Below are 26877 nucleotides of genomic sequence, written 5' to 3'. Positions count from 1 at the left end.
CCACCATGGCCGGAAAAACCTTCGACGCGGCAGCGGGATTATCTGCCGCGCTGGCATCGAACTGCCTGCTGGGGCTGTCTTCACTGTACTGGAAGGCCCTGGCGGCATTGCCAGCGCTGGCGTTGCTCGGCTGCAGGGTGTTGATGTCATTGCTCTGTGTCACCTTGCTGCTTGCTGCACGCAAGGAGTTAGTCCCTTTGTTGTGTGTGCTGAAGCGACGCGACATTGCCCTTCACGGTGCGGCGGCGGTGCTGGTCGCCGGCAATTGGGGAACGTTCATATGGGCTTCGATTCATGGACACGTTCTTGAAAGCGGGTTGGGGTATCTGATCGCGCCGGTATTGGGGATCTCGTTGGGCTTGCTGCTGTATCAAGAGCGCTTGTCCGTGCCTCGCGGGTTGTCATTGACAATGGTAATCGGCAGCGTCGTCTACCTGCTGTTCGAAAAAGGCGGGCTGGACAGCCGAGTGTTCCTGGTCATTGGCGTGACCTGGGGCACTTACACCTGGCTCAAGAAGCTGGCTCGACTGCCTCCGTGGTCGGGCCTGTTTCTGGAGTCGCTCGTGCTGGGCGTGCTGCTGATGCCGCTGATCCTGTGGGTGAGCACGCCTGTGGCGGGTATCGCCGCCCTGGGCTCCGCTGACACGGCGCTGCTGCTGCTTTGCGGCGCAGTTTCCCTATTGCCGCTGGCGCTCTTTTCGTTCGCTGCACGGCGGCTGCCTCTGAGTGTCATGGGGCTGATGCAGTTCGTGCTGCCGCTGACACAATTTTTCGTCGCTTTGATGTTCTATGGCCAGATACCTTCCCATGGCGCAATGTTGGCATTTGCGCTGATCGCCCTGGCTATGCTGCTGGTCATACTCGAGCCGTTGCTCACTACTATTTTCTTCAAGGCAAAAGGAGTTGTCGAAGATGCATAAGTCCTACACGGCAGTGGTTGTCGGCCTGGGGGTGGTGGGCAGTGCCACGCTGTGGCGCTTGGCTCAGCAGCAGCAGGATGTTCTGGGGCTCGAGGCCGGCGCGCCGATCAATCTGCAGGGAAGTTCCTATGGTGGCTCGCGGATATTTCGCCAGGCGTACTGGGAAGGTTCGGATTACTTATCACTTCTGGCGGAAGCGGATCTGGGCTGGCGAGAGCTGCAAGCGACTAGCCACCGGCCATTGCTGCATTACAGCGGGGGGCTTTTCATCGGGCCCATTCGCTCTGGAGTTGTTTCAGGCAGTGCGGCATCCGCGAAGGCTGGCGGTATTGCTCATCAACGACTGACCGCTGCTGAGGTCGAGGCCAGGTTCTCGGTCTTCCGTGCAGATGAAAACATGGAGGCGGTATTTGAACAAGGAGCGTTTACCATCGCTGCGGACGATGCTCGGCTGCAGATGCTGAACCAGGCGGTGGCGCATGGTGCGCAGATGCGTTTTGGAAGCCACGTGCAGGACATCACCCGTGTCGAAAGCGAATTCCTGCTACGCCTGAGCGATGGTCAATCGGTGCTCGCGCAAAAGGTGGTGTTGGCGACGGGCGCTGGACTTGCTGGCTCTCTCATACCCGACCTGTCCGGGTTGCTGAGGCCTCGCAGCGTGCCGATTTACTGGTGCGCCTTCAAATCGGGTGCCGAGCAATTGTTCGCGAACTTTCCGGCGTTTCTCTACGAACTCGAGGATGGCCGCCTGTTGTATGGCACACCGCAAATCGATAATGCCGAGCCTGGCATCAAGATTGGCTTCCACAATCACCAGCAATCGGCGCTGGATCCGCGCACGCAACTGGAGCCGGCCAGCGACGCGCAGATCGAGGAAATATCAGCCTGTGTAAGTCGCGTGTTTCCTGATTTGATCGCTCGTCCCTATGCTTCACGCAAGTGCGTATACACCATGACCCCGGACGAAGCGTTCATCATAGGGGAAAGCAAGGAGCTCCCAAGTGTATTCTATGTCTCGGCCTGTTCCGGCCATGGTTTCAAGTTTGCGCCGGCATTGGGTAGTTGCCTGGCCCGCGCTTTAGCGGGCCAGTCGTTGGCCTTACAGGTTCCTGCCTTCAGCCGGGAGCGGTTTTCCCACTAGCGTGCGCGGGTCACAGTCTACCTATCCTGAAACAGGAATCGGTGCTGGCTAGTATGGTGTTTTGGAAATACAACCAAAAAGCGCCACGAGTTATGGTCGTTATTTGTGAAACACCTAGTCGGCTATACCTACGCCAGTCAGCACCGGGCGCGCGCGGCGTACCGGTGGGCGGTAGATGTGACGGTGTATGTCGGAAGGGACAGCGCCGCAACGGGATTGCTCGGCAGCTCTATGATGTGCTGCTGCCGGTTCTGAAGCGTCTCGGATATCGCTCGGCGTATGCCGGCATTGCCTTGCCGAATGAAGGCAGTATCGGGCTGCACGAGCGACTCGGTTTCTAGCACATCAGTACGTTTCCGCAGGTCGGATTCAAGCTCGATGCTTGGCATGATGTGGGGTATTGGCGGTTTGATTTCGGAGACGAAGGCTATCGCCCCGAGGCTCCAATAAGCTTCCTATCCCAAATCCCAATGCCACATGAGAGATTACCCAGCCCTTCCAGGCTGCGCTGTCGCACAGCAAACAGGATGCGCATGACGTCAGATCTGCACTGACATCGAGATCTAGAAAAGCATTCGCCGACTGATCCGGGTAGGTCAGCCGCCGAATACTTTGCTATGGTTCCCAATGCGCGGGAAAGAGGCCGTAGACCGCACTGGTGTGCTGCTTTGCTCCCGAATGAGAGAGTGGTCCAAATGGCATCGGAGTTAATCCCTGTCGGCACAGCTTGCTGTGACCACGTATAGAAGAGTGAACACTTCGCCGCCATTGACCCCGCGCGCCTGTTTTTTCGCTAGAAAGAACAGTGGGTTATCTTTTGTTTGATAGAAGCGGTCTGCCGCGACGGGCTGCTATCGACCCAGAGCGGCCATTTGCCGAGGCCTAAGAACGGTCATAGTCGCCATGCGCGTTCACCGAAGACGCTCTTTCGCGGGTAGGCAGCCAGAAGTCAAATGGTTACCCCAGCATGATTGAATGCGCCCAGCTAAGAGCTGAAGTCGCTGAAACTGGCTGAACCCTATTAGACAGGCCAGATGCTCAGGCCGCTTGCGGTGCGATCTGAGGCTAGATTCCCACGCTACTGCTGCATTGCCGGGATGTGCTGGATGGACGTACAGCCGGCGCGTACCAATTTTGTACCAATAGTGGGATGCAGTTCAGCGAAAGGTCCCGGTATTGAGGTTCTCGCCCGTGTCCGGTGATCTGATATAAAACCTTTCTGGACAGGGTAAGCGCACACTTGATGTAGCTCAGAGCTTCTGAGCATTGAGAGGTGCGTATGACCATAGATAGGGATGGAATGGATTGTGATCAGCAGGTTAGCAGGCCGGCTGAAAACAATGGTCCGCCAGGCGGTCAATACTCGGAAGGTAAACGGGAGCAGCCCGAGGATCACGACGATTCCGCACATAATCGGCCCTTTCGAGGCAGGCAGAGATCAGGCCCGCCGGACCCATCGCGGGCATCCAATGCCGAGCGTTATAGTTATCACAAGCGCCCACTGGAGTAACTTCCAGTACAGTGTGTAAAGGCTGGCGGAAGTACTGTTCAGCCCAGCTGATAGAAGCCCAGCCCCGCGCTGGGCTTTTTGCATTCATGCGACGCCCTGAGGGGTTTTGATAGCAGGGCTGGGCATCGACGTTCAGCGATGGATGAGCGAGAGCTCGCTGATGATGCAGATCGAGCCGTCCTCGGCGGGGGTTGCGTCGGTGTAGTCGACCTGGTTGTAGACCCCGCCGTGGAACTCGAACAGGCGTGAAGCCCAGGTACTGTCGAGCTGCAAATCGCCCGACGAAGCGGATACCCCGTTGCATTCGGCCGTCACGGTTACCACGCCTTCAGACGTAGTGTGAATGCTGATGTTGAACGTCGCACCCAGTGGCACCCCCTTCAGGACTGTGGAATTCACCGGGTCGGTCTGGTTGAAGGTGCGCCGAAACCCCAGGGTGATGTTGCCCTTGTTCCAGAACACCTTTACCGGCGGGCCGTCGTCCCCGCGTACGTGCATCTGGGCGATGACCACCTTCTGCGCCGAGTTGACCTTGGTCAGCGTCATTGTCTGGCGATTCCAGTGATCCTGGGCGCTGGCCAGCGTCCAGTCTTGCGTTTCCGTCCATTCGCAGCGTGTCCTGTGGGTGCTTTTGCTCGAAGCCCCTTTGGTTGGGGCTGAGAACTGGATCGAGCCATCGCTGAGCACCGTCACGATGCTGGGAAAGCGGGCAATCGCTTCAGCACCGTTCAGCTCCAGAGCAACAGGGTTGGTTGAGGAGACGGCTACCGGCGTGGCGATGGTGAGGTGGCTGATATCTACGGCCATGGGGAACTCCTGGCGAAAAGGTTTGAGTGGCATAGCCGCCGTACAAGCGACGGCTGAACGCAAACTTAGCCTCAAGCTAAATCTAGGTCAATAGCTTATGGCTAAAATAATTTCGCTTCACGGGAAATTACCTACAGGCGAAATTTTCCCCAGCGGGGGGCTTTACGCAGGATTTGGCGATGAGATAAGCTTTTGTTGAGCACTGTACAAATATACAGCTATCAGGATGAGAATATGGCAAGCCACATGAAGTCGGAACCCCATCAGCGCCAGGAAATGACCGGAATAGAGCGGCTTAGCCTGCGGGTATCGTCAATGATCAACCACCCGCTCGCACAGACGCAGCGCTGGGTAGTGGTGCACCGTCTGGATAGCGACGGTGAAGCGGAATGGGAGGAGGTGATGGGCCAGCTGCTGGAAATGCCCGAGTTGCAGCTGACGTTCAATGATGACGCTAGCGTGACAGTGCGATGGGCGCGCAGTAGCGTGGAAGAGCGTGATGATTTTATCGTCGAGCGCGACTGCGAGGCTCAGGTCGAGGAGGCTGCACCGTTCTGAGCTTTAGCAAAAGCCCGCTGGTCAGGGCGGGCTTCGGTTTATACAAGGTGGGCATTCCACACCAGCAGGACCCTGGCCTGTATGTAGGTTTCTTCCCGACGAATCATGCGGTCTTTGTGCCGCGAGTTGTCGGAGATCATCTCGAAGTGGTCCTCGTCCGCGATCTGTAGCCGCTTGATGTAGATGTGGTCGCCCCAGGAAAAGAAGTAGATACCATCACCGACGAATTCGCGGATGCTGACGTCGACGATCAGCGGGTCGCGGTGCCTGATGGTCGGCTCCATCGACTGGCCCCAGCCTGTCACCATCTTCAGGTGATGGTGCTCGCTGAACGTCACGCCCAGTTCGCGCAGGTGGCTGGGGCTGACGCGAACGTCCTTGAACATCTCGGGGTAGTCGTGGGGGATCTGGCCGCCACCCATGGCTGCCCGCACGTCATAGTGGGCGATCCACACTTCGTCACCGACCAGGCCGGGGCGAAGCGGCTCGGCCTCCAGCAGCGTGGCATCTGCAGGCTCTTGCGCCGCTGCCAGCAGCCTTTGCCGGGTTTCTTCGGAGATACCTTTGCCGCTTCGGGCCAGCATCTGTTTGACCAGGTCGGCTGCAGAGAGCTTGTTGTCACCTGGCTCGACAGCCGCTTGCATGTTTTCGCCTGGCGACAGTGCGTCGAACCAGCCCCGTGGCAAGCCTTCGATGCCCTCGATGCGACGGGCCACGTCATCGCCCAGGTTTTTCACGGTCTTGTCGGAAAGGATCTGGCTCAGGTGGGCAGGCGCCATCCCCCAGCGCTCTGCGCAGGTGCCCTTTCTCTGGCTGCCGATCAGTTTCACCAGGTTGTGCTTGCGAATTTGGTAGATGTCCATGGGGTGAAGCATGCCAGTGTTTAGCTTGCTGCTAAATGTGCGCATGGCTAAATCTGCTCTTGTCGTGTTGTTAGCCGTAGGCTAAATTAAGCGCACGAACAAGGAAAGCCGACGAGACATTTTTCTCCAGGGCTGATCACATCATCATCTGTAATGAGGTTCACATGGATCCGACCGACCTCGGCCCGGGCACCGCCACTTGGCTGGGCGGTACGGGGAGTATATTGCTGGGTGCGTTTCTGTGGTTGCGTAAATGGTTGTCGAGGGATGCAGTCGACCGCGCGATGGACACCGCAGAAATTGCCGTCATCCGCCACCTGACAGAGCTGCTGGACATCGAACGAGATGCTCGAAGGGAGGCGCAGGCAAAAGCTGATCTGCTCACCAAGGAGCGAAACGAGCTGGTAATGACCGTAGGCCGGCTGCAAGGCAAGGTCATGGTGCTGACCAGTAAGCTGGGCAGTAGCGGCCAGACATGAGGTGGCAGCCCGGGCAATTCGTGAAGAAAAAAAAGCCCGCCAAATTGGCGGGCAACAAGGGCGTAGGGAGCAACGCACAACAAATTCGGTTCAGGCAACCAAAGTGCCTGGTTGCAACTGTTCGGCCAGTGCCTGGGCTGAGGCGCGGGTCGGCATCGGGCCGCTCACGGCTTCGCCGTTGCGAACCAGGTACCAGCACGCCAGCAGGCCCTGCTCACGCAGTGAGGCGGGAACGGCGCTACCGACAACGGACATGATCTGGATAGTGGCCATGGGGACCTCCTTTAAAACATGGCTCTACCATACGCAGCAGCCGGATCTGTTTGAAATCAACTTCCTCGATAGTGATCATTGGTCCTGTCAACCTTTACCAGCGCGGTGGCCCGTAATACACCGGCGGCGGCCCATAATAGGTGCGGTAGCCCGGTGGCGGCGGGGGAGGCGCGTAGTAGGGCTGGTAGTACAGCGGCTGTGGAGGCGGTTGTACGTACACCGGCGGCGGCGCGTAATAGACCGGCTGGCGCTCGACATACACCGTACGGTCATGGCCGCCATAAACCGTCGCCCCCACCACGGCGCCGACCACTGCCGCACCTAGAAGTGGTCCCGGCCCATACCAACCACCATGCCCATGGCCGCCATAGCCGCCGTGCGCTGCTGCAGGCCCGCTGATGGCCAGGGCACCGACCAGCAGGACGATTCCGGGAATGAGACGGTTCATAAAACAACCTCGCAGGAAAACCCCACGTCCGGGGCCCTGTTACTATGACTCCGGTCTCTGTCAGCTGAGCACAGGGGAACGGTAAAGGTTGTGTAAGGGACGACCAGTGGCTGACTCTGTTACGCTGAATAAACGTTTCAGTCATGACCAAGGAGCCTGTTATGCCGACAACTCCCAGCCGGGACACCGTGCTTTGCATCTCTCTGGCCGGTCGCCCCGGCACCTTCGGCGTGCGCTTTCACAACCACCTGTACCAGCAGTTGGGCCTGGACTTCTACTACAAGGCCATGCGCACCGATGACCTGCCGGCGGCGGTGGCAGGGATCCGCGCCCTGGGTATTCGCGGCTGCGGGGTGTCGATGCCGTACAAGGAAGCCTGCATGGCCTTGGTCGACGAAATCGATCCCTCGGCGGCGGCCATCGAGTCGGTCAATACCCTTGTCAATTGCAATGGCCACCTCAAGGCGTACAACACCGATTACCTGGCCGTGCGCCAATTGCTGGCTCAGCATCAGGTCGATCCGGGCACGGCCTTTGCCCTGCGAGGCAGCGGGGGCATGGCCAAGGCCGTGGCCAGCGCCTTGCGCGATGCCGGGTTTGCCGAAGGCATCATCGTTGCACGCAATGAGCAGGCCGGGCGTCAGTTGGCGGATGTCTGTGGTTATCGCTGGGTGCCTGAGCCAGGCGACATTTGCCCGCCAATGCTGGTGAACGTGACGCCGATCGGTATGGCAGGCGGGCTGGAGGCCGAAGAGCTGGCGTTTCCCGAGCACGCCATCGCGGCGGCGGAGCGGGTGTTCGATGTGGTGGCGATGCCGGCGCAGACGCCGTTGATTCGCCGGGCTCAGGCGTTGGGCAAGCCGGTGATCACTGGGCTGGAGGTCATTGCGCTGCAGGCGCTGGAACAGTTCGTGTTGTACACCGGGGTGAGGCCGACGCAGGAGCAGGTGGATGCGGCGGTGGCATACGCGCGGGCTCCCTGATGACACGTACTCCCTTCGCGGCATCAGCCGCGAAGGGGTTACAGGCGAAACCCGGATCAGAACACGTCGTGCCCGTTATCCAGCTGTTTGTCGACCAGTGCCCGGCCATGGGCCAGCGACACACGCTGTGCGTTCTCAAGGTCGGAGAAGAACTGCATGGGCATCGACATGCGCTTGCTCGTGTGCCCGTCAGGTGCCGTGATCAGGCAGCCGGCGGCATAGGGCAGGGGTGAGTCGGGATGGGGCATCACGCTGGCAGTGATGGTGTGCTCGCGGTATTCACAGTGAAGAGATTGCATCGTCCTTACCTCGCTGTGGTATGTGAAGCAGTTACCTTCATATACCACAGCAAGAGGCCGGGAGTTCCCGGCCTGACGAGCGCGCCGCGACGAACGCTTAGCCTTCGAGCTCGGTTGGCTGGATCACTTCGACCCAATAACCGTCCGGGTCCTTGACGAAGGCCAGGTGGTTCATGCGGCCGTCGTGCAGGCGTTTCTGGAACGGCACTTCCAGTTCCTCGAAGCGCGCGCAAGCGGCGCGGACGTCGGGTACCGAAATGCAGATGTGGCCAAAGCCGCGTGGGTCGGTGTTGCCATTGTGGTAGGCAAAATCGGCATCGTTTTCGGTGCCATGGTTGTGGGTCAGCTCCAGCACGCCAGGGATCGACTTCATCCACTGGTGGCGGGCGGTGTCATCAGCGGGGATCTGGGCAGGGTCGACCAGGGCCAGGAAGTACAGGCTGAAAGCAGCTTCAGGGAAGTCACGCTTGTCCACCAGGCGGAAGCCCAGCACGCGGGTGTAGAAGTCCAGCGACTTCTCGATGTCCTTGACCCGCAGCATGGTGTGGTTGAAGACGAACTGGGCGGTGGCGGCGTCAGGTTGCGCGGTGACGCCAGGCAGGGTTTGCAGATCGTGCAGGCTCATGGGAACTCCTGAGACGGGGCCGGGCGCAGGGCGCCGGCAAAACAGACAGGCTGGCCATGATACGGCAGTGCGCCGATTGCGCAAATGAAAGCGCCCTGCAAAGGCAGGGCGCTGAAATTAGAGGCCCGCATGTGCGGGCGCGTGATGGGGTCGCTAGTCCTTTAGCTGTTTCGATACTGAGCCAGTCCTTGTGAAAAAAGTGTGAAGCCTATGTGGGCATTTCATCAGCGGACCCAGCTTTCTACCGTGGCGGCCCCATACTGTTCTTTCCAGGCCTTGAGGCCACGGTGGTTGCCGCCTTTGGTCTCGATGCGTTCGCCGGTGTGCGGGTTCTGATAGACCTTGACCACCCGCGGGCGGCGTTGTTGCTTGGGGGGCGTGCTGGAAGCGCGGGCCACAGCCTTCGGGTCGAGGATGGCGATGATATCGCGCAGGCTCTTGTCATAGCTTTTCATCAGGCCGACTAGTTTCTGCTCGAATTCGATTTCGCGTTTGAGGCCGGCATCCTTTTTCAACGCTTCCAGTTGCGCCATCTGTTCCTGGAGCGCTTTTTCGGCAGCACGAAACTCTGCAAGTCTGGACACTGTAATCACTCCTGTACGTCGGTCGTGGCAGGGCGTGACGAACATTGAAGACGCGTAAAAACGCCGGCCACGCAGTTGGGTTTCACTGTTCGCTGATATCGAGTGTAGTCATTCATGGCTACTGGGTAAACTGCTAACTTTTTGCAAGTAAGGCGGGAACTTTCCTAGTTTTGCGCACGGTATTTTGCGTTTTTTCTGCGGTTGCACGACAGGGGGCCTAGACCATGGTCCAATGGCCCGCGCCAGAGCCTTTGCGCGATCATTTCAGATGATGGCCGACTCATGTTCGGACCTGCCGCAGTACCGTGGCCAACACGTGCCACAGGTTGTTAACTCGTCTTCATTCTGGATGTTTCCTCGCATGTTTTCCCCTTTCCCCCTCGCCCCCGGGCGCCGTGTTACCGGCCTGTTTCTATTGTGTGCCGGTGTCAACGCCCAGGCTGCCGGGTTTCTTGAAGACGCCAGTGCCAAGATCGAAGCACGCAATGTCTATTTCAACCGCGACTTCCGGGACGGTTACAGCAGTTCCAGCCAGGGCGCATCCAAGCGCGAAGAGTGGGCACAAGGCTTCATCCTCAATGTGCAATCGGGTTATACGCAAGGCCCGGTAGGTGTTGGTGTGGATGCGCTGGGCATGTTCGGCTTCAAACTGGACTCCAGCCCGGCCGACAGTAACAGTGGATTGCTGCCCTCGTCTGGCCACGACCCCCGGCACTCGGCCGACCAGTATGCGAAGATGGGCCTGGCGGCCAAGGTCAAGGTGTCCAATACCGTGCTCAAGTACGGTTCGATGATGCCGGATGTGCCGTTGCTCAAGTACAACGATGGCCGTCTGCTGCCGACCCTGTTCCATGGGGCCATGCTCACCTCTGAAGAACTGCACGACCTGAAGTTCACCCTGGCTCGCCTGGACAAATACACCGCTCGGGATTCCACCGACCGCCAGGACATCCGCGTGCACTGCAAGAACAAGCGTTATGCCTGCGATACCGAAGCCGACCACTTCGACCTGGCCGGTGTCGACTACCGTTTCAACGAGCGTTTCAGCGCCCAGTACCAAGTGGCCAAGCTGGAGAATATCTACCGCCAGCACTTCCTCGGCCTGGTGGCCAGTCAGCCGCTGCCGGTGGGCAGCCTGTCGGCTGACATGCGCCTGATCAAGAGTGATGACATCGGCAATGCCCGTGCGGGCGAAATCGACCATCGCGCCTTCAGCGGCATGCTTGGCTACAGCCTCGGTGGCCACAAGCTCAGCGCCGGCTGGCAGCGCATGTATGGCAACAGTGCCATGCCGTACCTGGATGGCAGCAACCCGTACTTGGTCAACTACGCCCAGGTCAATGATTTTGCCGCTGCACAGGAGCGCTCCTGGCAAGTGCGCTATGACTACGACTTCAAGGCGCTGGGTGTACCCGGCCTGACCTTCTTCACCCGTTATATCAACGGCGACAATATCAAGGTGCCGGGTAGCAGTGTCGAAGGCAAGGAGTGGGAACGCGACACCGAGTTCAAATACCAGGTGCAAAGTGGCACCTTCAAGGATGTCAGCGTACGCCTGCGTAATTCCACTTACCGCAGCAACTATGAACGGTGGGCGCGTGACATGGATGAGACGCGGGTCATTGTCAGCTACAACTTCTCGATCTTCTAAGCAGCTGCTTTGCCAAATACCGGTAACCGCCCGACAATGGTCGCGGGTTCCCGCAAAGGGCAGGGCAATGAAAGACCTGTTGTTGATCGGTATCGGCGCGGGTGACCCGCGCCAGGTCACCTATGAAGCGGTCGATGCGCTGCACAGTGCCAGCGTGTTCTTCGTGCTCGACAAGGGCGACGACAAAGATGAACTGGTGCGCCTGCGCAAGGCCATTCTGCAGCGCTACCGCCCCGAGGGTGGTTATCGCCTGGTGCCGGTGGTCGACCCGTTGCGCGATGCGCAGGCGCAAGACTACCTGGGCGCGGTGCAGAACTGGCACCGGCAGCGTGCTGCGCTGTATGCGCGCCTGATCGAGGAGGAAATTGGCGACGGTGAAACGGGGGCCTTCCTGCTGTGGGGCGAGCCCACCCTGTACGACAGCACCCTGCGCATACTCGACCTGGTTCGCGAACAGGGCGTGACGCTGCGCTTGCAGGTCATCCCTGGCATCAGCAGTGTGCAGGCGCTGGCGGCGCGGCACCAGGTGCCGCTCAACCGCATCGGCGAGCCCCTGACCGTGTTGCCGGGGCGACGCCTGGCCGAGCAGGGGGCTGTCGATAATGTGGTGGTGATGCTCGACGGGCAGTGCGCCTTTGCCGGGCTAGATGACCCGGCGTTGACCATCTACTGGGGCGCGTACCTGGGGACCGAGGATGAAGTGCTGATTGCCGGGCCGTTGCAGGCGGTGAAGGCGCAGATATTGGAAGTGCGCGAGCGGGAGCGGGCGCGTAAGGGGTGGATCATGGATACCTATCTGCTGCGCAGAGAGCTGTGAGGTGGGTTGCCTGTGTCGGCCTCTTCGCGGGCACGCCCGCGCCTACGAGCGAAACAGGCGCCGCCGTGCTCAAGGGGTACCCAGAATACCCACCACCGTGTCCCGCAACTGGTCGATGCTGAACGGCTTGCCGATCAGGTGCATGCCCTCCGGCACATTGAAACTGTCGGCGTAGCCGCTGGCAAACAGCACCGGTAACAGTGGCCGCAGTTCGCGCGCTTTTCCCGCCAGCTCCTCACCTCGCATGTCCGGTAGACCCACGTCGGTCATCATCAGTGCCAGTGCCTGGCTGGGGTCTTCAAGTACGCGCAGGGCGGCTGTGGCGTCTTCTGCCTCGATGACCTTGTAGCCCAAGTCGTCGAGCACTTCGACCATCAGCATGCGTACGATGTCGTCGTCTTCGACTACCAGAAGGTGCATGGTTCAAATCCTGTACAAATGAGTGTCTTTAATCTGTGTACCGCGCGGCATCAGAAGTTCCCGAGGATACCGCTCCATGCAAATAGATGGAACGATTGCCGAACGCTACCTTCAAATACTGGCTCAATGCCCTGCCAGACCCGTCAAAGCTGGTTAGACTCGCATATCAGGACAGGCGGTGGCAGATAACAACAACGACGGATCGGCCACTCTTTTCAATGGACTTTTCTAGCTCGGGCGTTTTCTCATGATTCAAGCAGCCTCGATGGACCAGCGAAGCTTTCGCAAGCTGTTGAGCCGTAACATCGGCCTCCCCCTGGGGGTTGGCCTGCTCGGGGCCGTGGCCTTCGTCGCGGTGATCAACTACCTGCTTTCGGCCATGCAGTGGGTCGAGCACACCGACCGGGTGATCGGCAATGCCAACGAAACGGTCAAGCTGTCGATCGACATGGAAACGGGCATGCGCGGTTTCCTGATCACGGGCGACGAGCGCTTCCTTGACCCTTACGAGGTGGCCAAGCCACGCATTCTCGGCAGCCTGAAAAGCCTGCGCAGCATGGTCGAGGACAACCCGCAGCAGGTTGACCGTATTGACCGGCTGATGGCCTTGCAGCAGGCCTGGAACGACTTCGGTAACGAGATGATCAGCCTGCGCCGCAGCCAGGGCGATTACCAGGCCTCGATCGGCAATGGCCGGGGCAAGCGCATCACCGATGAAATCCGCAAGGAGTTCGATGACCTGATCATTACCGAACAACAATTGCGCATGGCCCGTAACGAAAAAGTCAGTACCGTCACCGTGACGGCGATTTCGGCGTTCGTGCTGTTCATTGTCGGCCTCAGTGCATTGCTGGCCTACCTGGGCCGTCGTGACCTGCTGGCACTTTCGGCCAACTACGCTGAAAACCTGCAAGCCCAGCAACGCTCGGCGCAGCGCCTGGAGCACCAGGCCTGGTTGCGCACCGGCCAGACCCAACTGGCGCAGCAGGTACTCGGGCAGCTGACCTTGCCCATGCTTGGCGAGAACATCCTGCGCTTCTTTGCCTCTTATCTGGGCAGCGTGGTGGGCGCCGTGTACGTGCGCGACGAGCATGGCCGGCTGGTGCGTGTGGCCTGTTATGGCCTGAGTACCGAAGAGCAGGCCCGCGAGCAGATCGAGTCGGATCACCATGGCCTGTTGGCCCAGGCGGTCCGCGAAGGCCGCTTGCTGCGCCTGGAGGAACTGCCCGAAGATTTCTATCGCCTCAGTTCCGGCCTGGGCAGCGGCTTGCCGCGCAGCGCACTGCTGATGCCGGCGACCGAAGACGGGCAGATCAACGGGGTGATCGAGCTGGGTTTCCTGCGCCCCTTGCAAGAACGGGATGAAGAGCTGCTGGAGCGGGTCGGCGGCAATCTGGGCATGTCCATCGAGAGTGCCCGTTATCGCCAGCGCCTGCAGGAAGTGCTGGCCGAAACTCAGCAACTCAATGAAGAGCTGCAGGTGCAGCAGGAAGAGCTCAAGACTGCCAACGAAGAGCTCGAAGAGCAGTCACGGGTGCTCAAGGAGTCGCAGGCCCATCTGGAAACCCAGCAGGCCGAACTCGAGCAGACCAACGAGCAGTTGTCGGAACGCACCGAAGCGCTGGACCGCAAGAACGATGAGCTGAGCCAGGCGCAGCTGGAGCTGCAGGCCCGTGCCGACGACCTGCAGCGATCGAGCAAGTACAAGTCCGAATTCCTCGCCAACATGTCCCATGAGCTGCGCACGCCGCTCAACAGCTCGCTGATCCTGGCCAAGCTGTTGGCAGAAAACGCTGAAGGCAACCTCAGCGAGGAGCAGGTCAAGTTCGCCGAATCCATCTACTCGGCCGGCAACGATCTGCTCAACCTGATCAACGACATTCTCGATATCGCCAAGGTCGAGGCCGGCAAGCTTGAAGTACGGCCCGAAACCACCCAGGTCGAGCGCCTGGTCGAAGGCTTGCGCGGCATGTTCCAGCCGCTTGCCGGTCACAAGGGGCTGGCCTTCGAGGTCAAGGTCGAGCCGCAGGTACCGGTCACGCTGTTCACCGACCGTCAGCGCCTGGAGCAGATCCTCAAGAACCTGTTGTCCAACGCCATCAAGTTCACCGAGCGTGGCCAGGTCAGCATGAACGTCAGCTTCCAGGCTGACAGCGGTATCGTGTTCGCAGTCCGTGACACCGGCATCGGCATTGCGGCCGATCAGCAGCAGGCGATCTTCGGCGCCTTCCACCAGGTCGATGGCACCAGCAATCGCCGTTATGGTGGCACTGGCCTGGGTCTGTCGATCTCCCGTGACCTGGCGCATTTGCTCGGAGGCCAGATCAATGTCGACAGCAGCCCCGGGCAAGGCAGCGTGTTCAGCCTGATTCTGCCGGAGCGCTATGCTGCCGAGGCCGAAGACGTCGAACCGCAAAGCCTGCGCCCGGCCGTCGATGCGTTGCCGCCTGCACCGCAAGCGCCGCTGGCCGCCGCTGTCACGCGCCCGGCGCCGGCCTTTGCCGACGACCGCGAGCGGGCCCCTTTCGATACCCGCTGCATTCTGGTAATCGAAGACGAGCCCAACTTTGCCCGCATCCTCTTCGACCTGGCCCATGAGCTGGGCTATAGCTGCCTGGTGGCCCATGGCGCCGACGAAGGCTTCGAGCTGGCAGCCCAGTACATTCCGGATGCGATCCTGCTGGACATGCGCCTGCCCGACCACTCGGGCCTGACTGTCCTGCAGCGCCTCAAGGAGCAGGCCAGCACCCGCCATATCCCGGTGCACATCATTTCGGTGGAAGACCGCGTCGAGGCGGCCATGCACATGGGGGCGGTGGGGTATGCGGTCAAACCCACCAGCCGCGAGGAGCTCAAGGAGGTGTTCGCTCGCCTGGAAGCCAAGCTCACGCAAAAGCTCAAGCACATCCTGCTGGTGGAAGACGACGACCTGCAGCGCGAGAGCATCGCCCGGCTGATCGGTGACGACGATGTCGAGATCACGGCCGTCGCCATGGCCCAGGATGCACTGGCGCTGTTGCGCCAGAACATCTACGACTGCATGATCATCGACCTCAAGCTGCCAGACATGCTCGGCAACGAGCTGCTCAAGCGCATGACCGCCGAGGATATCCGCGCCTTCCCGCCGGTGATCGTGTATACCGGCCGCAACCTCACCCGCGAGGAAGAAGCCGACCTGCTCAAGTATTCACGCTCGATCATCATCAAGGGCGCACGTTCGCCGGAGCGCCTGCTGGACGAAGTGACGCTGTTCCTGCACAAGGTCGAATCGCAGCTGTCCAACGAACGTCAACGCATGCTCAAGACCGCGCGCAGCCGCGACAAGGTGTTCGAGGGCCGCAAGGTGCTGCTGGTGGACGACGATGTGCGTAATATCTTTGCCCTGACCAGCGCCCTGGAGCACAAGGGCGCCATTGTCGAAATCGGCCGCAACGGGCGCGAAGCCATCGAGCGCCTGGAGCAGCACGACGACATCGACCTGGTGCTGATGGACGTGATGATGCCGGAGATGGACGGCTTCGAGGCCACCCGCCTGATCCGCCAGCAACCGCGCTGGCGCAAACTGCCGATCATCGCCGTGACCGCCAAGGCCATGAAGGATGACCAGCAGCGTTGCCTGCAAGCCGGTGCCAATGATTACCTGGCCAAGCCGATCGACCTGGACCGCCTGTTCTCGTTGATCCGTGTCTGGCTGCCGCAACTGGAGCGAATTTGACTAGCGAACGCAACACCGACATCGAGATCCGACTGCTGATCGAGGCGATCTACCTCAAGTACAGCTACGATTTCCGCAATTATTCCGGCGCTTCGATCAAGCGCCGGATTCTCCACGCGCTGCGTCAGTTCGATTGTCTGACGGTGTCTGCGTTGCAGGAGCGCGTCCTGCACGACCCGGGCATGTTCATGCAGTTGCTGCAGTACCTGACGATCCCGGTCAGCGAGATGTTCCGTGACCCTGACCACTTCCTTGCCGTGCGCAACGAAGTGGTGCCGCTGCTGCGCACCTGGCCGTCGATCAAGGTCTGGATCGCGGGCTGCAGCACGGGGGAGGAGGTGTATTCCATGGCCATCCTGTTGCGTGAGGAAGGGCTGCTTGAACGCACCATCATCTACGCCACCGACATCAACCCGCATTCGCTGGACAGGGCCAAGCAGGGCATCTACTCGATGCAGAGCATGCGCGAGTACGAGGAAAACTACCGCCTGGCCGGTGGCCGCCGTGACTTCGCCGAGTACTACACCGCCGCCTATGGCAACGCCATCATGGACAGCAGCCTGCGCGACAACGTGACCTTCGCCGACCACAGCCTGGCCACCGACAGCGTGTTCTCCGAGACCCAACTGGTGTCCTGCCGCAATGTGCTGATCTACTTCAACAAGGACCTGCAGGATCGGGCGCTGGGCCTGTTCCATGAGTCGCTCTGCCACCGCGGTTTTCTGGTGTTGGGTAGCAAGGAGTCGGTGGACTTTTCGGCCTACAGCGATCGTTTCGAGCCGCTGGTCAAGCCCCAACGGATCTTCCGTAAATCATGAGCGGCGTACGCGCAGTGGTGATCGGCGCCTCGGCCGGTGGCGTGGCGGCATTGTTCCAGGTGCTCGGCACGCTGCCATCGGCGTTCGCCATACCGGTGCTCTGCGTGCTGCACCTGCCGGACGACCGCCACAGCCAACTGGCTGGCGTGCTGCAGCGGCGGCTGCATCGGCCGGTATGCGAGGCACGCGACAAGGAGAGCATCAGCAGCGGGCAGATCTATGTGGCGGGGCCGGGTTACCACTTGTCGGTGGAGCGCGACCTGACGCTGTCGCTGAGCCAGGAAGAACCCGTGCACTTCTCGCGCCCGGCGATCGATTTCCTGTTCATCTCGGCGGCCGATGCCTATGGCGATGGCCTGCTGGGTGTGCTGCTCACCGGGGCCAACGAAGACGGCGCCAGGGGCCTTGCCTACATCAAGAACAATGGGGGGCGCACGATCGTCCAGGACCCTCGTGACGCACAGGTTGCCCTGATGCCGGAGGCCGCCCTGGCCCTGCACCAGCCCGACCATATCCTTACTCTGAGCGGTATCGGGCAGTTGCTCGCGACCCTGGAATACAGCGCATGCTAAGCCACACCACCGCCAAACTGCTGATTGTCGACGACCTGCCGGAAAACCTGCTGGCGCTCGATGCCCTGATCCAGGGCGAGGACCGCGAGGTGCACCAGGCACAGTCTGCCGAGGCTGCCTTGTCGTTGCTGCTGGAGCACGAGTTCGCACTGGCCATTCTCGATGTGCAGATGCCGGGCATGAACGGTTTCGAACTGGCCGAGCTGATGCGCGGTACCGACAAGACCAAGCACATCCCGATCGTCTTCGTCAGCGCGGCGGGCCGCGAGATGAATTATGCCTTCAAGGGCTACGAGAGCGGGGCCGTGGACTTTCTGCACAAGCCGCTCGACACACTGGCGGTAAAAAGCAAGGTCTCGGTGTTCGTCGACCTGTTCCGCCAGCGCAAGGTGCTTGGCCGGCAGCTGGAAGCCCTGGAGCAGAGCCGCCAGGAACAGGAGCTGCTGCTCAGCCAGCTGCAGGTGGCACGGTGTGAGCTGGAGCACGCCGTGCGCATGCGTGACGACTTCATGTCGATCGTCTCCCACGAGGTGCGTACGCCGCTCAATGGCCTGATTCTGGAAACCCAGTTGCGCAAGATGCACCTGGCACGGGGCAACCTGGACGCGTTCAGTGTCGACAAGCTGCAGGCCATGGTCGAGCGCGACGAACGGCAGATCAACAGCCTGATCCGGTTGGTCGAGGACATGCTCGATGTTTCGCGCATCCGGACCGGTAAACTTTCGCTGCGGCCCAAACTGTTTGACCTGGGCCAGCTGGTGCGTGGGCTGGTGGAAAACTTCACGGCGCAGGCCATGGCCCTGGAAACACACATCGAATTGCAGCGTTGCGAAGCACTGAAGGGGGAGTGGGACGAATTCCGGATTGAACAAGTAGTGGCCAACCTGTTGTCCAATGCAATGCGTTACGGCGAGCGCAATCCGGTGCAGGTGCGGGTGTTCGAGCAGGGCGGCATGGCCTGGGTGCAGGTGCAGGATCACGGTATCGGTATCAGCGCCGCCAACCAGCAGCGGATCTTCCAGCAGTTCGAGCGGGTCGCTGCCCAGCAGGCCAGCGGAGGTCTGGGCTTGGGGCTGTACATCTCCGAGCAGATCGTCCAGGCGCACGGTGGCCGGATACAGGTTGAAAGCGAGGAGGGCAAGGGTGCCACATTCACCCTGCAATTGCCGCTGGCAACATTCAAAGAACAAAACGACCAGGCGCGGGCAACCTCTGTGTAAGCCTGGGGTCTGATGGCCAACTGTAAGTATTTCAAGGCGTTAACATGAGTGAAGATGCACAAGATGTGGTTCTGGTCGTCGAGGATGAACCGGCGATTCGCATGATTTTGCGCGATTACCTGGCGGGTGAGGGGTACCACGTCCTGGTGGCTGAGGATGGCGAGCAGGCGTTTGCCATCCTGGCCAGCAAACCGCACCTGGACCTGATGGTGACGGACTTCCGTTTGCCGGGGGGGATCTCGGGAGTGGATATTGCCGAGCCCGCGGTGAAGTTGCGGCCCGACTTGAAGGTGATTTTCATCAGCGGCTACCCGGCGGAGATTCTCGAATCTGGCAGCCCGATCACCCGCAAGGCCCCTATCCTGGCCAAGCCGTTTGACCTGGATACCTTGCACGAGCAGATCCAGTCGCTGTTGCGCTGAGGCATCCGGCCTCTTCGCGGGGCAAGCCCGCGCAGAGGCCCTGGCAGGCTATCGCAGCGTCCGCTCAATGCCCCCGACCAGCAAGTTTTCCATCAGCTCCAAGCCCTGCTCTTCAGGCATTGCTTTGAGCAGCCCCGGCAGCTGGTTGAGAAGCGTCGCCAGTACATGCGCTGTGGCGTCCAACGCTTGCCCCGGCAGTTTCGCTTGCGGTGCGATCAGGCGCAGCAAACCCGCCTCATAGCGCTTGCGCAACGATGCCAGGTGCGCCTGTTGCGCCTCACTCAAACAACACAAATCCCGTTCGGCCAGCCGGAACTGCAGCGGCCGCTCGGCATGCAGCTGCCAGTGCGCAGCAATCAGGCAGCTCAACGCCGATGCCCCACGGGCCATGGCCCGGCGGGCCTGGTCCAGGGTGGCCTGCAGCTCTTCGTACAACTCTTCGATCAAGTCGTACAGCAGGTCCTGCTTGCTGGGAAAGTGATGGTACAGCGAGCCGGCGGTAAGCCCCACATGGGCCGCCAGCTCGCGCATGCTGACCTGGCCAAAGCCCTTTTCGGCAAACAATGCCATGGCCCGGTCACGTCGCTCCTCAAAGTTGGCACAGCGCATTGCGGCATTGACCGGGGGCATGGCGCTTGCTCCTCAGTAGGTGAAGAAACCGCGACCGCTCTTGCGCCCCAGCCAGCCGGCCGCGACCATTTCCTTGAGCAGTGGAGCAGGGCGGTATTTGCTGTCGTTGAAGCCTTCGTGGAAGGCCTCCATGATTGCCAGCAGGGTGTCCAGGCCGATCAGGTCGGCCAAGGCCAGCGGGCCGATCGGCTGGTTGCAGCCCAGGCGCATGCCGGTGTCGATGTCCTCGGCACTGGCCAGGCCTTCCTGGCGCACGAAGATCGCCTCGTTGATCATTGGCACCAGGATGCGGTTGACCACGAAGCCCGGGCGGTTGCCGGCGGTGATCGGGGTCTTGCCGACTTTTTCGGTCACCACCAGCGCTTGGGCGTAGGTGTGGTCGCTGGTCTGCAGGCCACGAATGATCTCCACCAGCGCCATCATCGGTACCGGGTTGAAGAAGTGCACACCAATGAAGCGCTCGGGGTGCTCGATGCTGGCGGCCAGTTGGGTCACCGACAGCGACGAAGTATTGGTGGCAATCAGGCAGTCGGCGGCGACGTTGGCTGCCACCTGCTGCAGGATGCGCTGCTTGAGCTGCAGGTTCTCGGTAGCCGCCTCGATCACCAGCTGTGCAGCGCTGAGCTGGGTGTAGTCGGTGCTGGTGCGGATGCGGGCTTTGGCGGCTGCGGCCTTGTCGGCGTCGAGAGTGCCCTTGCTGACCTGGCGCTCGAGGTTCTTGCTCAAAGTGGCCACACCGCGCTCAAGCGCTGCGTCGGAAACATCCACCAGCAGCACCTGGTAGCCGGCAATGGCGCACACCTGGGCAATGCCGTTGCCCATGGTGCCCGCGCCGATCACGGCGATCTTTTCAATGCTCATGTGTCAGCCTCCCTCAGACGCGCTCGAACACGACGGCGATGCCTTGGCCACCGCCGATACACATCGTGGCCAGGGCGTAGCGGCCCTGGATGCGCTGCAGCTCATGGATGGCCTTGGTGGCGATGATTGCACCGGTGGCACCCACTGGGTGGCCCAGGGAAATGCCCGAACCGTTGGGGTTGACCTTTTCCGGGTCGAAGCCCAGCTCGCGGGCCACGGCGCAGGCCTGGGCAGCGAAGGCCTCGTTGGACTCGATCACATCCAGGTCTTGTAGGTTCAGGCCGGTTTTTTCCAGCACTTTGCGGGTGGCCGGAATCGGCCCCAGGCCCATCAGCTCGGGCTCCACCCCGGCGTGGGCATAGCCCACCAGGCGTGCCAACGGTTTCAGGCCCAGGCGGCGCACTGCGTCACCGGTGGCCAACACCAGGCCGGCGGCGCCATCGTTGATACCGCTGGCGTTGCCGGCGGTGACGGTGCCGTCTTTCTTGAATACCGGCTTCATGCCGGCCAGTTGTTCGGCGGTCACATCAGCACGCACATGCTCGTCGACACTGAACTGCACGCTGCCCTTGCGGGTTTTCAGCTCCAGCGCAACGATCTGGCTGGCGAAGCGGCCCTCGGCAATCGCACGAGCGGCGCGGCGCTGGCTGGTCAGTGCCAGTTCGTCCTGCATTTCGCGGGTAATGCCGTACTTGGCCGAAACGTTCTCGGCAGTGATGCCCATGTGGAAGTGCTGGAACGGGTCCTGCAGCACGCCGACGGTATAGTCTATGCCTTGCAGGTCACCCATGCGTGCACCCCAGCGCGCCTGTGGCAGCAGGTAAGGGCCACGGCTCATGGACTCGGCGCCGGCCGCGACGGCCACATCGGTGTCGCCCAGCAACAGGCCCTGGGCCGCAGAGACAATAGCCTGCAGGCCAGACCCGCACAGGCGGTTGACGTTGAATGCCGGCGTTTCCTTGGGGATGCCAGCGTTCATTGCCGCTACCCGTGCCAGGTAGGCGTCACGCGGTTCGGTGGGGATTACCGTGCCCATCACCATGTGGCCGACTTGCTCGGCGGCCAGGCCCGAACGCTCGATGGCGGCGCGGGTCACGGCGCTGGCCAGGTCGGCCAGCGGCAGGTCCTTGAGGGAACCGCCAAAGCCACCAATGGCTGAACGGACGGCACTGACGACGTAGATTTCTGCGCTGCTCATAAGGGCTCCGATTGCGAAGGCGTGGCGGGACCGGGCCAGGCTCTGCGAGAATGGTTGGCGGCCCCGAAGTGGGATCGAGTCTAGGCAAAGGCTCTGTTGCAGCCTATGCCGAATCTGTTCAAACAACCTGGCACTTTTTGCCACTCAGCATAGACAGCGAAAACCGCCATGCGCGAAAGCGATTCAGTCGCCGTGTACTTCCTCAACGCCATGCTCCACGCCCTGCGCGACACACCCGCCGAGCGTGATGCCCAGCTGCTTGCGGTGGGCATCGCCCCGCAGCTGCTCGATCAGCCTCTGGCGCGGGTGCCGGCCAAGGCGTTCGCCCAGCTGTGGCTGGCGTTGATCCAGCGCCTGGACGATGAGTTCTTTGGCCTCGACAGCCATGGCATGCCGCTGGGCAGTTTTGCCCTGATCTGCCGGGGGTTGATCCTCGAGCCGAACCTGGAAAAGGCCTTGCGCCAGTGCATGGGGGGCTTCGGCCTGTTCCTGCGTGACCTGCGTGGCAGCCTGACGGTACGTGGCGGGCGGGCGGTGATCAGCGTGCAGTCGAACATTGCCGACCCCTTGACCCGGGTCTATGCCGAGGAAACCTACCTGGTGCTGATGATCGGCATGCTGTGCTGGCTGGCCGGGCGGCGGATTGCCATCGACCGCACGGAGCTCGCGGTGTCGCGCCCGGCCCAGGAGGACGACTTGCTGCTGTGGGGGCCGGACCTGCGGCTGGGCAGCGGACGCACCGAGGTGGAGTTCGACAGCGCCTACCTGCGCCTGCCGGTGGTGCAGGATCGGGCAGCCCTGAAGACCTTTCTGCGCAGTGCACCTCAAGGGCTGGTGATCCGCTTTCGCAATCAGAACGGGCTGGTGGCTGAGGTGTATCGGCACCTGCGGGCATTGCGCTATGGACAGTGGCCGACATTGGCCGCACTGGCGCAGCAACAGGGGATCAGTGCCAGTACCTTTCGCCGGCAGTTGGAGCGGGAGGGGCGTTCGTACCAGCAGATCAAGGATGAAGTGCGCCGGGCCATGGCCTTCGAGCGGCTGCGCGAAGGCGCGTTGAGCATTGCCGAAATTGCCGAGCAGGCGGGGTTTCAGGAACCGAGTGCCTTCCACCGGGCGTTCAAGAAGTGGACCGGGCAGAGCCCAGGGAGCTACCGGGCACGGTTGGCCGGCCTGCGTTCTACCTGTGGGAGCGGGCATGCCCGCGAAGAAACCACCGCGGTGGATGGCACCGGCTCTGCCGGTGTTCGCGGGTAAACCCGCTCCTACAGGGCACGCCCAGAATTGTAGAAGCGGGCTTGCCCGCGAATAGGCCAGCACAGGCCACCCGAAAGGATCAGGCCGGCACCATGGCAAAGCCGACGCCGAACCGGTTCCAGGCATTGATGGTGGCAATTGCCAAGGTCAGGTTGGCCACCTCGCCCGGCTCGAAGTGTTCCTGCAGGGCTTCATATTGCTCTTGCGGCGCACCCCGTTCAGGCAAGCGGGTCAGGCTCTCGACCCAGGCCAGGGCAGCACGTTCACGCGGCGTGAAGTAGCTGGTGTCCTGCCACACGCACAAGGTCTGCAGGCGTGCTTCGGTCTCACCGGCCTTGCGCGCATCGTTGGCATGCAGGTTGACGCAGTAGGCGCAGCCGTTGATCTGCGAAGCGCGCAGGCGTATCAGCTCCAGCAGCGAGTGTTCAAGGCCGCTGTTGGCCAGCGCCTGCTCCAGGCCGACCATGGCTTTGTAGGCTTGCGGCGCGTGTTTGGCCCATTCGATACGGTTGTGCATGGCAGTCTCCAGAAGTGTGGGGTGGACATGGCGCTACTGTAGCGCCGCTCATTGGCCACCCCGATAGCCAATTTTGCGCATAAGCGGGAGGCCAATCGTCCATTCAGGTGGCCACTGACCTGCATCCAATCTCTTCATTTCTGCCAGGCCAGCCGAGCCGGGATAATGGCCAGTTCCTGTTACAAGAGAACCGACTCACAATGAGCGCTGTACTGAACCTGTTGCTGGTGATCCTGCTGGCGTTGAACCTGCGGCCGATCCTGACCAGTATCGGCCCGTTACTCGAACCCATGCGCGCCAGCACCGGCCTGGGTTACCAGCAGGCTGCCCTACTGACGGCGCTACCGGTGCTGTGCATGGGCCTGGTGCCCTTGTTGCAACCGTGGCTGCGACGCTGGGTCAGCGAGCATGGCGGCATGCTGGGGGGCCTGGCCGCGATTGCCCTGGCCTGCCTGTGGCGCCTGCAACTGGACAGTGCCTGGGCGCTGATCGCCAGTGCGCTGGTCGCCGGCCTGGGCGTGGCGATGGTGCAGGGCATGATGCCGGGGCTGGTCAACCGCTGGTTCCCCGGACGTCTGGCCGGGGCGATGGGGCTGTACTCGGCGGCGCTGATGAGCGGCGGCGGCCTGGCTGCAGTACTCGGGCCACACATCAGCGGCCATTTCGGCTACTGGCAGGCGGGCCTGGGCGTATGGGCGGTCCCGGCCGTGCTGGCGGTGCTGGCCTGGGCCGTGCTGCGGCCAAGGCAGGAGGCGCCGAAGCTGTCTGGGGCCGCAGGCGGGCACTGGTTCGGCACCCGCCGGGCATGGTTGCTGGCCCTGTACTTCGGCCTGATCAACGGCGGCTACACCAGCATGGTGGCCTGGTTGCCGGCTTACCACATCGAGCATGGCGGCAGCGCTCAGGGCGGTGCCGACCTGGTGGGCCTGATGACCGTCTTCCAGGTGCTCGGTGCGCTCGGCCTGCCGCTGCTGCTGCGACGTTGGGCAGACAGGCGCCCGGGTTTGTGGCTGGCGCTGGCGATCCAGCTGGCGGGCTTCCTGGGGCTTTTGCTGGCACCTGCGGCGGCTTCCGGGCTTTGGGTCGCCATGATCGGCTTTGGCTTGGGTGCCTGCTTCAGCCAGTGCCTGACGTTGACCCTGGAACACCTGAAAACGCCTGCCGAAGCCGGCAGCCTGGCGGCGTTCGTACAGGGTATCGGCTTTATCATCACCGGCATCGTGCCGTATATCACGGGTTGGCTGCGGGATGTCAGTGGCGACTTCCAGGCTTCGTGGACGCTGTTGACCGTGACCGTGATGGCAATGCTGCTGGTGACTGCGTGCTTCAATCCGCGCGGCTATGCGGCGGCTATCGCCCGGCCGGCCGCAACCGGCAAGGCCGCACCGGTCAACTGAGGCGTTGCAGGGTATCGCGTACCCGGTCCAGCGCCGGGTCGATGTCCAGCAGTTCAATGGCGCCGAAGCCCATCAATAGCCCCGGGCGGACCGGCGCTTCGCTGAAGAAGGGTGCCAGTGAATACAGGCCGACCTCTACCTTGCGCGCGAGGTTGGCCAACAGTTCCACATCCACTGCGGGCGTAGCCAAGGCACTGAGGTGGAAGCCTGCGCTGGCGGGGATGGCGCTGAACCACGGTGCCAGATCGCCGCCCAGGCGCGCCAGGATGCGCTCGCGGCGTGCGCTGTAGACCTCGTGGCAGCGGCGGATGTGCTTGTTCAGGTGGCCTTCGCCAAGGAAGCGCGCCAGCGCCCACTGCAGCAGGGTAGGGCTGTGCCAGTCGCTAAGGTGCTTGGCCACGCAAGCGGCCTGCAGTACGGCAGGCGGTAATACGGCATAGCCCAGGCGCAGCTCGGGCAGCAAGGTCTTGGAGAAGGTCCCGACGTAGGCGACCAGCCCATGCCGGTCCAGACGCTGCAGCGCGTCCGAGGCTGGCCCGTGGTAGCGGAACTCACAGTCGTAGTCGTCTTCGATGATCAGTGCACCCAGCTCGGCGGCCCGCGCAAGCAGGGCATGCCGGCGTGGCTCGCTCATCGGCATGCCCAGCGGGAACTGGTGCGAGGGTGTGACGTAGATCAGCCGGGTGCCGTCGGCGATCTGTTCCACGCACAGGCCCTCATCATCCACCGGCACCGATTGCAGGCGTGCACCCAGGGCCAGGAACAATTGCCGTGCCGGCGGGTAGCCAGGATCTTCCATGGCCACCTGGCAGCCCGGTTCGACCAGCACCCGGGCGATCAGGTCCAGCGCCTGCTGGGCGCCGTTGCACACCAGCAGGTCGGCTGCGCTGCAGTGCACCCCGCGCGAGTAGGCGATGTGGTGGGCAATGGCTTCGCGCAGTTCCGGCAAGCCCTGGGCCGGGAATTGGCGCTCGGGGTGGCGCTGGCTGCGGCGCAGTGCGTAGTTCAGGCAACTGCGCCACTGGTCGAAGGGGAACTGTGCCTTGCTCGAAGCACCCCCGACGAAGTCATAGCGCGATGGCGCCTGCAACTGGCGTTGGCTGAGCACGGTGGCGCGTTGCTGCCAGCGCTCGAGGGAGGCGGCGCCGGCCAGGGGGAGGGTGGCTGATTCGTTGCTGCGCAGCGGATGGCGTGGGGTGACGAATGTGCCACGGCCGACCACGCCGCTGAGCAGGTTATCGTAGGTCAGCCGCGAATAGGCCTCGGCCACGGTCTTGCGCGATACGCCCAGTTGTTCAGCCAGCAGACGGGTAGGCGGCAGTTGGGAGCCGGCGGCCAGGTGGCCGCTGTCGATACCATCGCGCAATTGCTGGTAAAGCTGATCGGCCAGGCCTTTGCGGCCCTCCAGGCGAATGTGCAGTTCCATGGGCGGGTCCGGAGCGGAGGATTGCTCAGGATAGCGGATTGGCTGCGACTCAGGTGCTTGTCACAGGCTACGAAGAGGCCGAGCCAACCGCTCAGAGCCGAGCGGTGCTGACGGTGATATAGCCTTTTTCTGCCAGGGCAATGCGTATCACGGTTTCGTCTTCCGGCGCGTTGCGGTTGCGCTTGATGCGCACGCCTTCAACCGTCGACGCTTTCATATGCTCTGAAATGGCCCGCCCGTTCGCGTCGAAGAACACCTCGCTGGCCAGCAACTCGATGCGTTCGATCAATTGCCGGGAATGTTCATCGGTGGCGCAGAAGAACATGACCCCCGACAAGTGCGGGTCGTTGTCGGGGTTGGTCATGTCATGGGCCAGCATTTCGCGCAGGCTGCTGCGCAGTTCGGCGATGGGGCGGGCGTACGGGTGCATGCGGAGCCTCCTCTGGATCGCGACCTTGCGTCCTCC

Annotated in this window: 28 protein-coding genes and 1 pseudogene; 15 read left to right on the top strand and 14 right to left on the bottom strand. The window is 61.8% G+C overall.

The window, feature by feature from the left end:
* Positions 1 to 5: 5 nt before the first annotated feature.
* From ACF8O8_RS08365 to ACF8O8_RS08355, 3 genes and pseudogenes are all read left to right on the top strand, one after another.
* Complete coding sequence (locus tag ACF8O8_RS08365) at positions 6 to 920, top strand: EamA family transporter (protein WP_010954606.1); 915 nt, start codon at positions 6 to 8, stop codon at positions 918 to 920.
* The gene (gene solA / locus ACF8O8_RS08360) at positions 913 to 2061 is read left to right on the top strand and encodes an N-methyl-L-tryptophan oxidase (RefSeq protein ID WP_010954605.1); all 1149 of its coding nucleotides are present in this window, start codon (positions 913 to 915) and stop codon (positions 2059 to 2061) included. The genes ACF8O8_RS08365 and solA overlap by 8 nt, the downstream gene beginning before the upstream one ends.
* A 114-nt stretch (positions 2062 to 2175) precedes the next feature.
* Positions 2176 to 2468 (top strand): annotated as a pseudogene (locus tag ACF8O8_RS08355) (GNAT family N-acetyltransferase); the annotation flags it as partial.
* 1235 nt (positions 2469 to 3703) lie between these two features.
* Here ACF8O8_RS08355 and ACF8O8_RS08350 read toward each other — a convergent pair.
* Positions 3704 to 4378, bottom strand: coding sequence for a polysaccharide lyase family 7 protein (locus ACF8O8_RS08350; RefSeq protein WP_010954604.1), 675 nt, complete (start codon positions 4376 to 4378; stop codon positions 3704 to 3706).
* Between the two features lie 234 nt (positions 4379 to 4612).
* On the opposite strand from ACF8O8_RS08350, the gene ACF8O8_RS08345 reads away from it, so the two are divergent.
* Positions 4613 to 4936 carry a DUF1654 domain-containing protein gene (locus ACF8O8_RS08345; RefSeq protein WP_049586565.1) on the top strand — a complete coding sequence of 108 codons (324 nt, stop codon included), beginning with the start codon at positions 4613 to 4615 and terminating at the stop codon, positions 4934 to 4936.
* 38 nt (positions 4937 to 4974) lie between these two features.
* On the opposite strand, the gene ACF8O8_RS08340 is transcribed toward ACF8O8_RS08345, so the two are convergent.
* A complete protein-coding gene (locus tag ACF8O8_RS08340) occupies positions 4975 to 5799 on the bottom strand; it encodes a S24 family peptidase (RefSeq protein WP_104961397.1) in 825 nt (274 codons plus the stop codon).
* Between the two features lie 164 nt (positions 5800 to 5963).
* Between ACF8O8_RS08340 and ACF8O8_RS08335 the strand changes: the two genes are divergently transcribed.
* The gene (locus ACF8O8_RS08335; protein WP_392509507.1) at positions 5964 to 6278 is read left to right on the top strand and encodes a chemotaxis protein; all 315 of its coding nucleotides are present in this window, start codon (positions 5964 to 5966) and stop codon (positions 6276 to 6278) included.
* Between the two features lie 90 nt (positions 6279 to 6368).
* Here the strand turns inward: ACF8O8_RS08335 and ACF8O8_RS08330 are convergent, their stop codons facing one another.
* Both ACF8O8_RS08330 and ACF8O8_RS08325 read right to left on the bottom strand, forming a co-directional pair.
* Positions 6369 to 6551, bottom strand: a complete 183-nt coding sequence (locus ACF8O8_RS08330; RefSeq protein WP_010954600.1) for a hypothetical protein — start codon at positions 6549 to 6551, stop codon at positions 6369 to 6371.
* A 94-nt stretch (positions 6552 to 6645) separates the two neighbouring features.
* Positions 6646 to 6999 (bottom strand): hypothetical protein, encoded by a 354-nt coding sequence (locus tag ACF8O8_RS08325; RefSeq protein ID WP_010954599.1) that lies wholly within the window; start codon positions 6997 to 6999, stop codon positions 6646 to 6648.
* Positions 7000 to 7160: 161 nt separating this feature from the next.
* Here ACF8O8_RS08325 and ACF8O8_RS08320 point away from each other — a divergent pair, with 161 nt between their 5' ends.
* Positions 7161 to 7982: a shikimate 5-dehydrogenase gene (locus ACF8O8_RS08320; protein ID WP_350298042.1), complete on the top strand. Its 822-nt coding sequence runs from the start codon at positions 7161 to 7163 to the stop codon at positions 7980 to 7982.
* A 56-nt stretch (positions 7983 to 8038) separates the two neighbouring features.
* On the opposite strand, the gene ACF8O8_RS08315 is transcribed toward ACF8O8_RS08320, so the two are convergent.
* The 3 genes from ACF8O8_RS08315 to ACF8O8_RS08305 all read right to left on the bottom strand — a co-directional run bounded on the left by ACF8O8_RS08315 (position 8039) and on the right by ACF8O8_RS08305 (position 9490).
* Positions 8039 to 8281: a hypothetical protein gene (locus tag ACF8O8_RS08315; protein WP_019438356.1), complete on the bottom strand. Its 243-nt coding sequence runs from the start codon at positions 8279 to 8281 to the stop codon at positions 8039 to 8041.
* Positions 8282 to 8378: 97 nt separating this feature from the next.
* Complete coding sequence (gene gloA / locus ACF8O8_RS08310; RefSeq protein WP_392509506.1) at positions 8379 to 8906, bottom strand: lactoylglutathione lyase; 528 nt, start codon at positions 8904 to 8906, stop codon at positions 8379 to 8381.
* A 224-nt stretch (positions 8907 to 9130) separates the two neighbouring features.
* Complete coding sequence (locus tag ACF8O8_RS08305) at positions 9131 to 9490, bottom strand: histone-like nucleoid-structuring protein, MvaT/MvaU family (protein ID WP_010954596.1); 360 nt, start codon at positions 9488 to 9490, stop codon at positions 9131 to 9133.
* A 361-nt stretch (positions 9491 to 9851) separates the two neighbouring features.
* Here ACF8O8_RS08305 and ACF8O8_RS08300 point away from each other — a divergent pair, with 361 nt between their 5' ends.
* Both ACF8O8_RS08300 and cobF read left to right on the top strand, forming a co-directional pair.
* Positions 9852 to 11141 carry an OprD family porin gene (locus ACF8O8_RS08300; RefSeq protein ID WP_198747310.1) on the top strand — a complete coding sequence of 430 codons (1290 nt, stop codon included), beginning with the start codon at positions 9852 to 9854 and terminating at the stop codon, positions 11139 to 11141.
* Between the two features lie 67 nt (positions 11142 to 11208).
* Positions 11209 to 11958 carry a precorrin-6A synthase (deacetylating) gene (gene cobF / locus ACF8O8_RS08295; protein WP_392509505.1) on the top strand — a complete coding sequence of 250 codons (750 nt, stop codon included), beginning with the start codon at positions 11209 to 11211 and terminating at the stop codon, positions 11956 to 11958.
* Positions 11959 to 12027: 69 nt separating this feature from the next.
* On the opposite strand, the gene ACF8O8_RS08290 is transcribed toward cobF, so the two are convergent.
* Positions 12028 to 12378 (bottom strand): response regulator, encoded by a 351-nt coding sequence (locus ACF8O8_RS08290; RefSeq protein ID WP_010954593.1) that lies wholly within the window; start codon positions 12376 to 12378, stop codon positions 12028 to 12030.
* A gap of 247 nt (positions 12379 to 12625) precedes the next feature.
* Between ACF8O8_RS08290 and ACF8O8_RS08285 the strand changes: the two genes are divergently transcribed.
* The 5 genes from ACF8O8_RS08285 to ACF8O8_RS08265 are packed head-to-tail and all read left to right on the top strand — an operon-like array spanning position 12626 to position 19125.
* Positions 12626 to 16093, top strand: a complete 3468-nt coding sequence (locus ACF8O8_RS08285) for a response regulator (RefSeq protein WP_010954592.1) — start codon at positions 12626 to 12628, stop codon at positions 16091 to 16093.
* On the top strand, positions 16090 to 16911 hold the full coding sequence (locus ACF8O8_RS08280; RefSeq protein WP_010954591.1) for a protein-glutamate O-methyltransferase CheR: 822 nt from the start codon (positions 16090 to 16092) through the stop codon (positions 16909 to 16911). Before ACF8O8_RS08285 ends, ACF8O8_RS08280 begins: the two co-directional genes overlap by 4 nt.
* Complete coding sequence (locus ACF8O8_RS08275) at positions 16908 to 17483, top strand: chemotaxis protein CheB (protein WP_010954590.1); 576 nt, start codon at positions 16908 to 16910, stop codon at positions 17481 to 17483. The genes ACF8O8_RS08280 and ACF8O8_RS08275 overlap by 4 nt, the downstream gene beginning before the upstream one ends.
* Complete coding sequence (locus ACF8O8_RS08270) at positions 17477 to 18703, top strand: hybrid sensor histidine kinase/response regulator (RefSeq protein WP_010954589.1); 1227 nt, start codon at positions 17477 to 17479, stop codon at positions 18701 to 18703. The genes ACF8O8_RS08275 and ACF8O8_RS08270 overlap by 7 nt, the downstream gene beginning before the upstream one ends.
* Before the next feature lie 44 nt (positions 18704 to 18747).
* Positions 18748 to 19125, top strand: a complete 378-nt coding sequence (locus ACF8O8_RS08265) for a response regulator (protein WP_003256176.1) — start codon at positions 18748 to 18750, stop codon at positions 19123 to 19125.
* A gap of 48 nt (positions 19126 to 19173) precedes the next feature.
* Here the strand turns inward: ACF8O8_RS08265 and ACF8O8_RS08260 are convergent, their stop codons facing one another.
* The 3 genes from ACF8O8_RS08260 to ACF8O8_RS08250 are packed head-to-tail and all read right to left on the bottom strand — an operon-like array spanning position 19174 to position 21814.
* A complete protein-coding gene (locus tag ACF8O8_RS08260; RefSeq protein WP_010954588.1) occupies positions 19174 to 19755 on the bottom strand; it encodes a TetR/AcrR family transcriptional regulator in 582 nt (193 codons plus the stop codon).
* 12 nt (positions 19756 to 19767) lie between these two features.
* Positions 19768 to 20616 (bottom strand): 3-hydroxybutyryl-CoA dehydrogenase, encoded by an 849-nt coding sequence (locus ACF8O8_RS08255; RefSeq protein WP_392509504.1) that lies wholly within the window; start codon positions 20614 to 20616, stop codon positions 19768 to 19770.
* Between the two features lie 13 nt (positions 20617 to 20629).
* Positions 20630 to 21814, bottom strand: coding sequence for an acetyl-CoA C-acyltransferase family protein (locus ACF8O8_RS08250; RefSeq protein ID WP_010954586.1), 1185 nt, complete (start codon positions 21812 to 21814; stop codon positions 20630 to 20632).
* A 168-nt stretch (positions 21815 to 21982) separates the two neighbouring features.
* On the opposite strand from ACF8O8_RS08250, the gene ACF8O8_RS08245 reads away from it, so the two are divergent.
* Positions 21983 to 23071: an AraC family transcriptional regulator ligand-binding domain-containing protein gene (locus tag ACF8O8_RS08245; RefSeq protein WP_392509503.1), complete on the top strand. Its 1089-nt coding sequence runs from the start codon at positions 21983 to 21985 to the stop codon at positions 23069 to 23071.
* A gap of 79 nt (positions 23072 to 23150) precedes the next feature.
* Here ACF8O8_RS08245 and ACF8O8_RS08240 read toward each other — a convergent pair whose 3' ends face one another.
* A complete protein-coding gene (locus tag ACF8O8_RS08240) occupies positions 23151 to 23588 on the bottom strand; it encodes a carboxymuconolactone decarboxylase family protein (protein ID WP_064493037.1) in 438 nt (145 codons plus the stop codon).
* Between the two features lie 200 nt (positions 23589 to 23788).
* Here ACF8O8_RS08240 and ACF8O8_RS08235 point away from each other — a divergent pair, with 200 nt between their 5' ends.
* Entirely contained in the window at positions 23789 to 24985 is a 1197-nt protein-coding gene (locus ACF8O8_RS08235; protein WP_392509502.1) for a CynX/NimT family MFS transporter, read from the top strand.
* Here the strand turns inward: ACF8O8_RS08235 and ACF8O8_RS08230 are convergent.
* A complete protein-coding gene (locus ACF8O8_RS08230; protein ID WP_350298039.1) occupies positions 24978 to 26411 on the bottom strand; it encodes a PLP-dependent aminotransferase family protein in 1434 nt (477 codons plus the stop codon). The genes ACF8O8_RS08235 and ACF8O8_RS08230 overlap by 8 nt on opposite strands.
* 91 nt (positions 26412 to 26502) lie before the next feature.
* Positions 26503 to 26841 carry a hypothetical protein gene (locus tag ACF8O8_RS08225; RefSeq protein ID WP_012051955.1) on the bottom strand — a complete coding sequence of 113 codons (339 nt, stop codon included), beginning with the start codon at positions 26839 to 26841 and terminating at the stop codon, positions 26503 to 26505.
* Positions 26842 to 26877: the final 36 nt, after the last annotated feature.

This window comes from Pseudomonas sp. TYF_14, assembly GCF_043105275.1.
GTDB classification, from domain to species: Bacteria; Pseudomonadota; Gammaproteobacteria; order Pseudomonadales; family Pseudomonadaceae; genus Aquipseudomonas; species Aquipseudomonas alloputida.
Note: the sequence above shows the minus strand (reverse complement) of the source record. Positions and strands in the feature narration are given on the sequence as shown.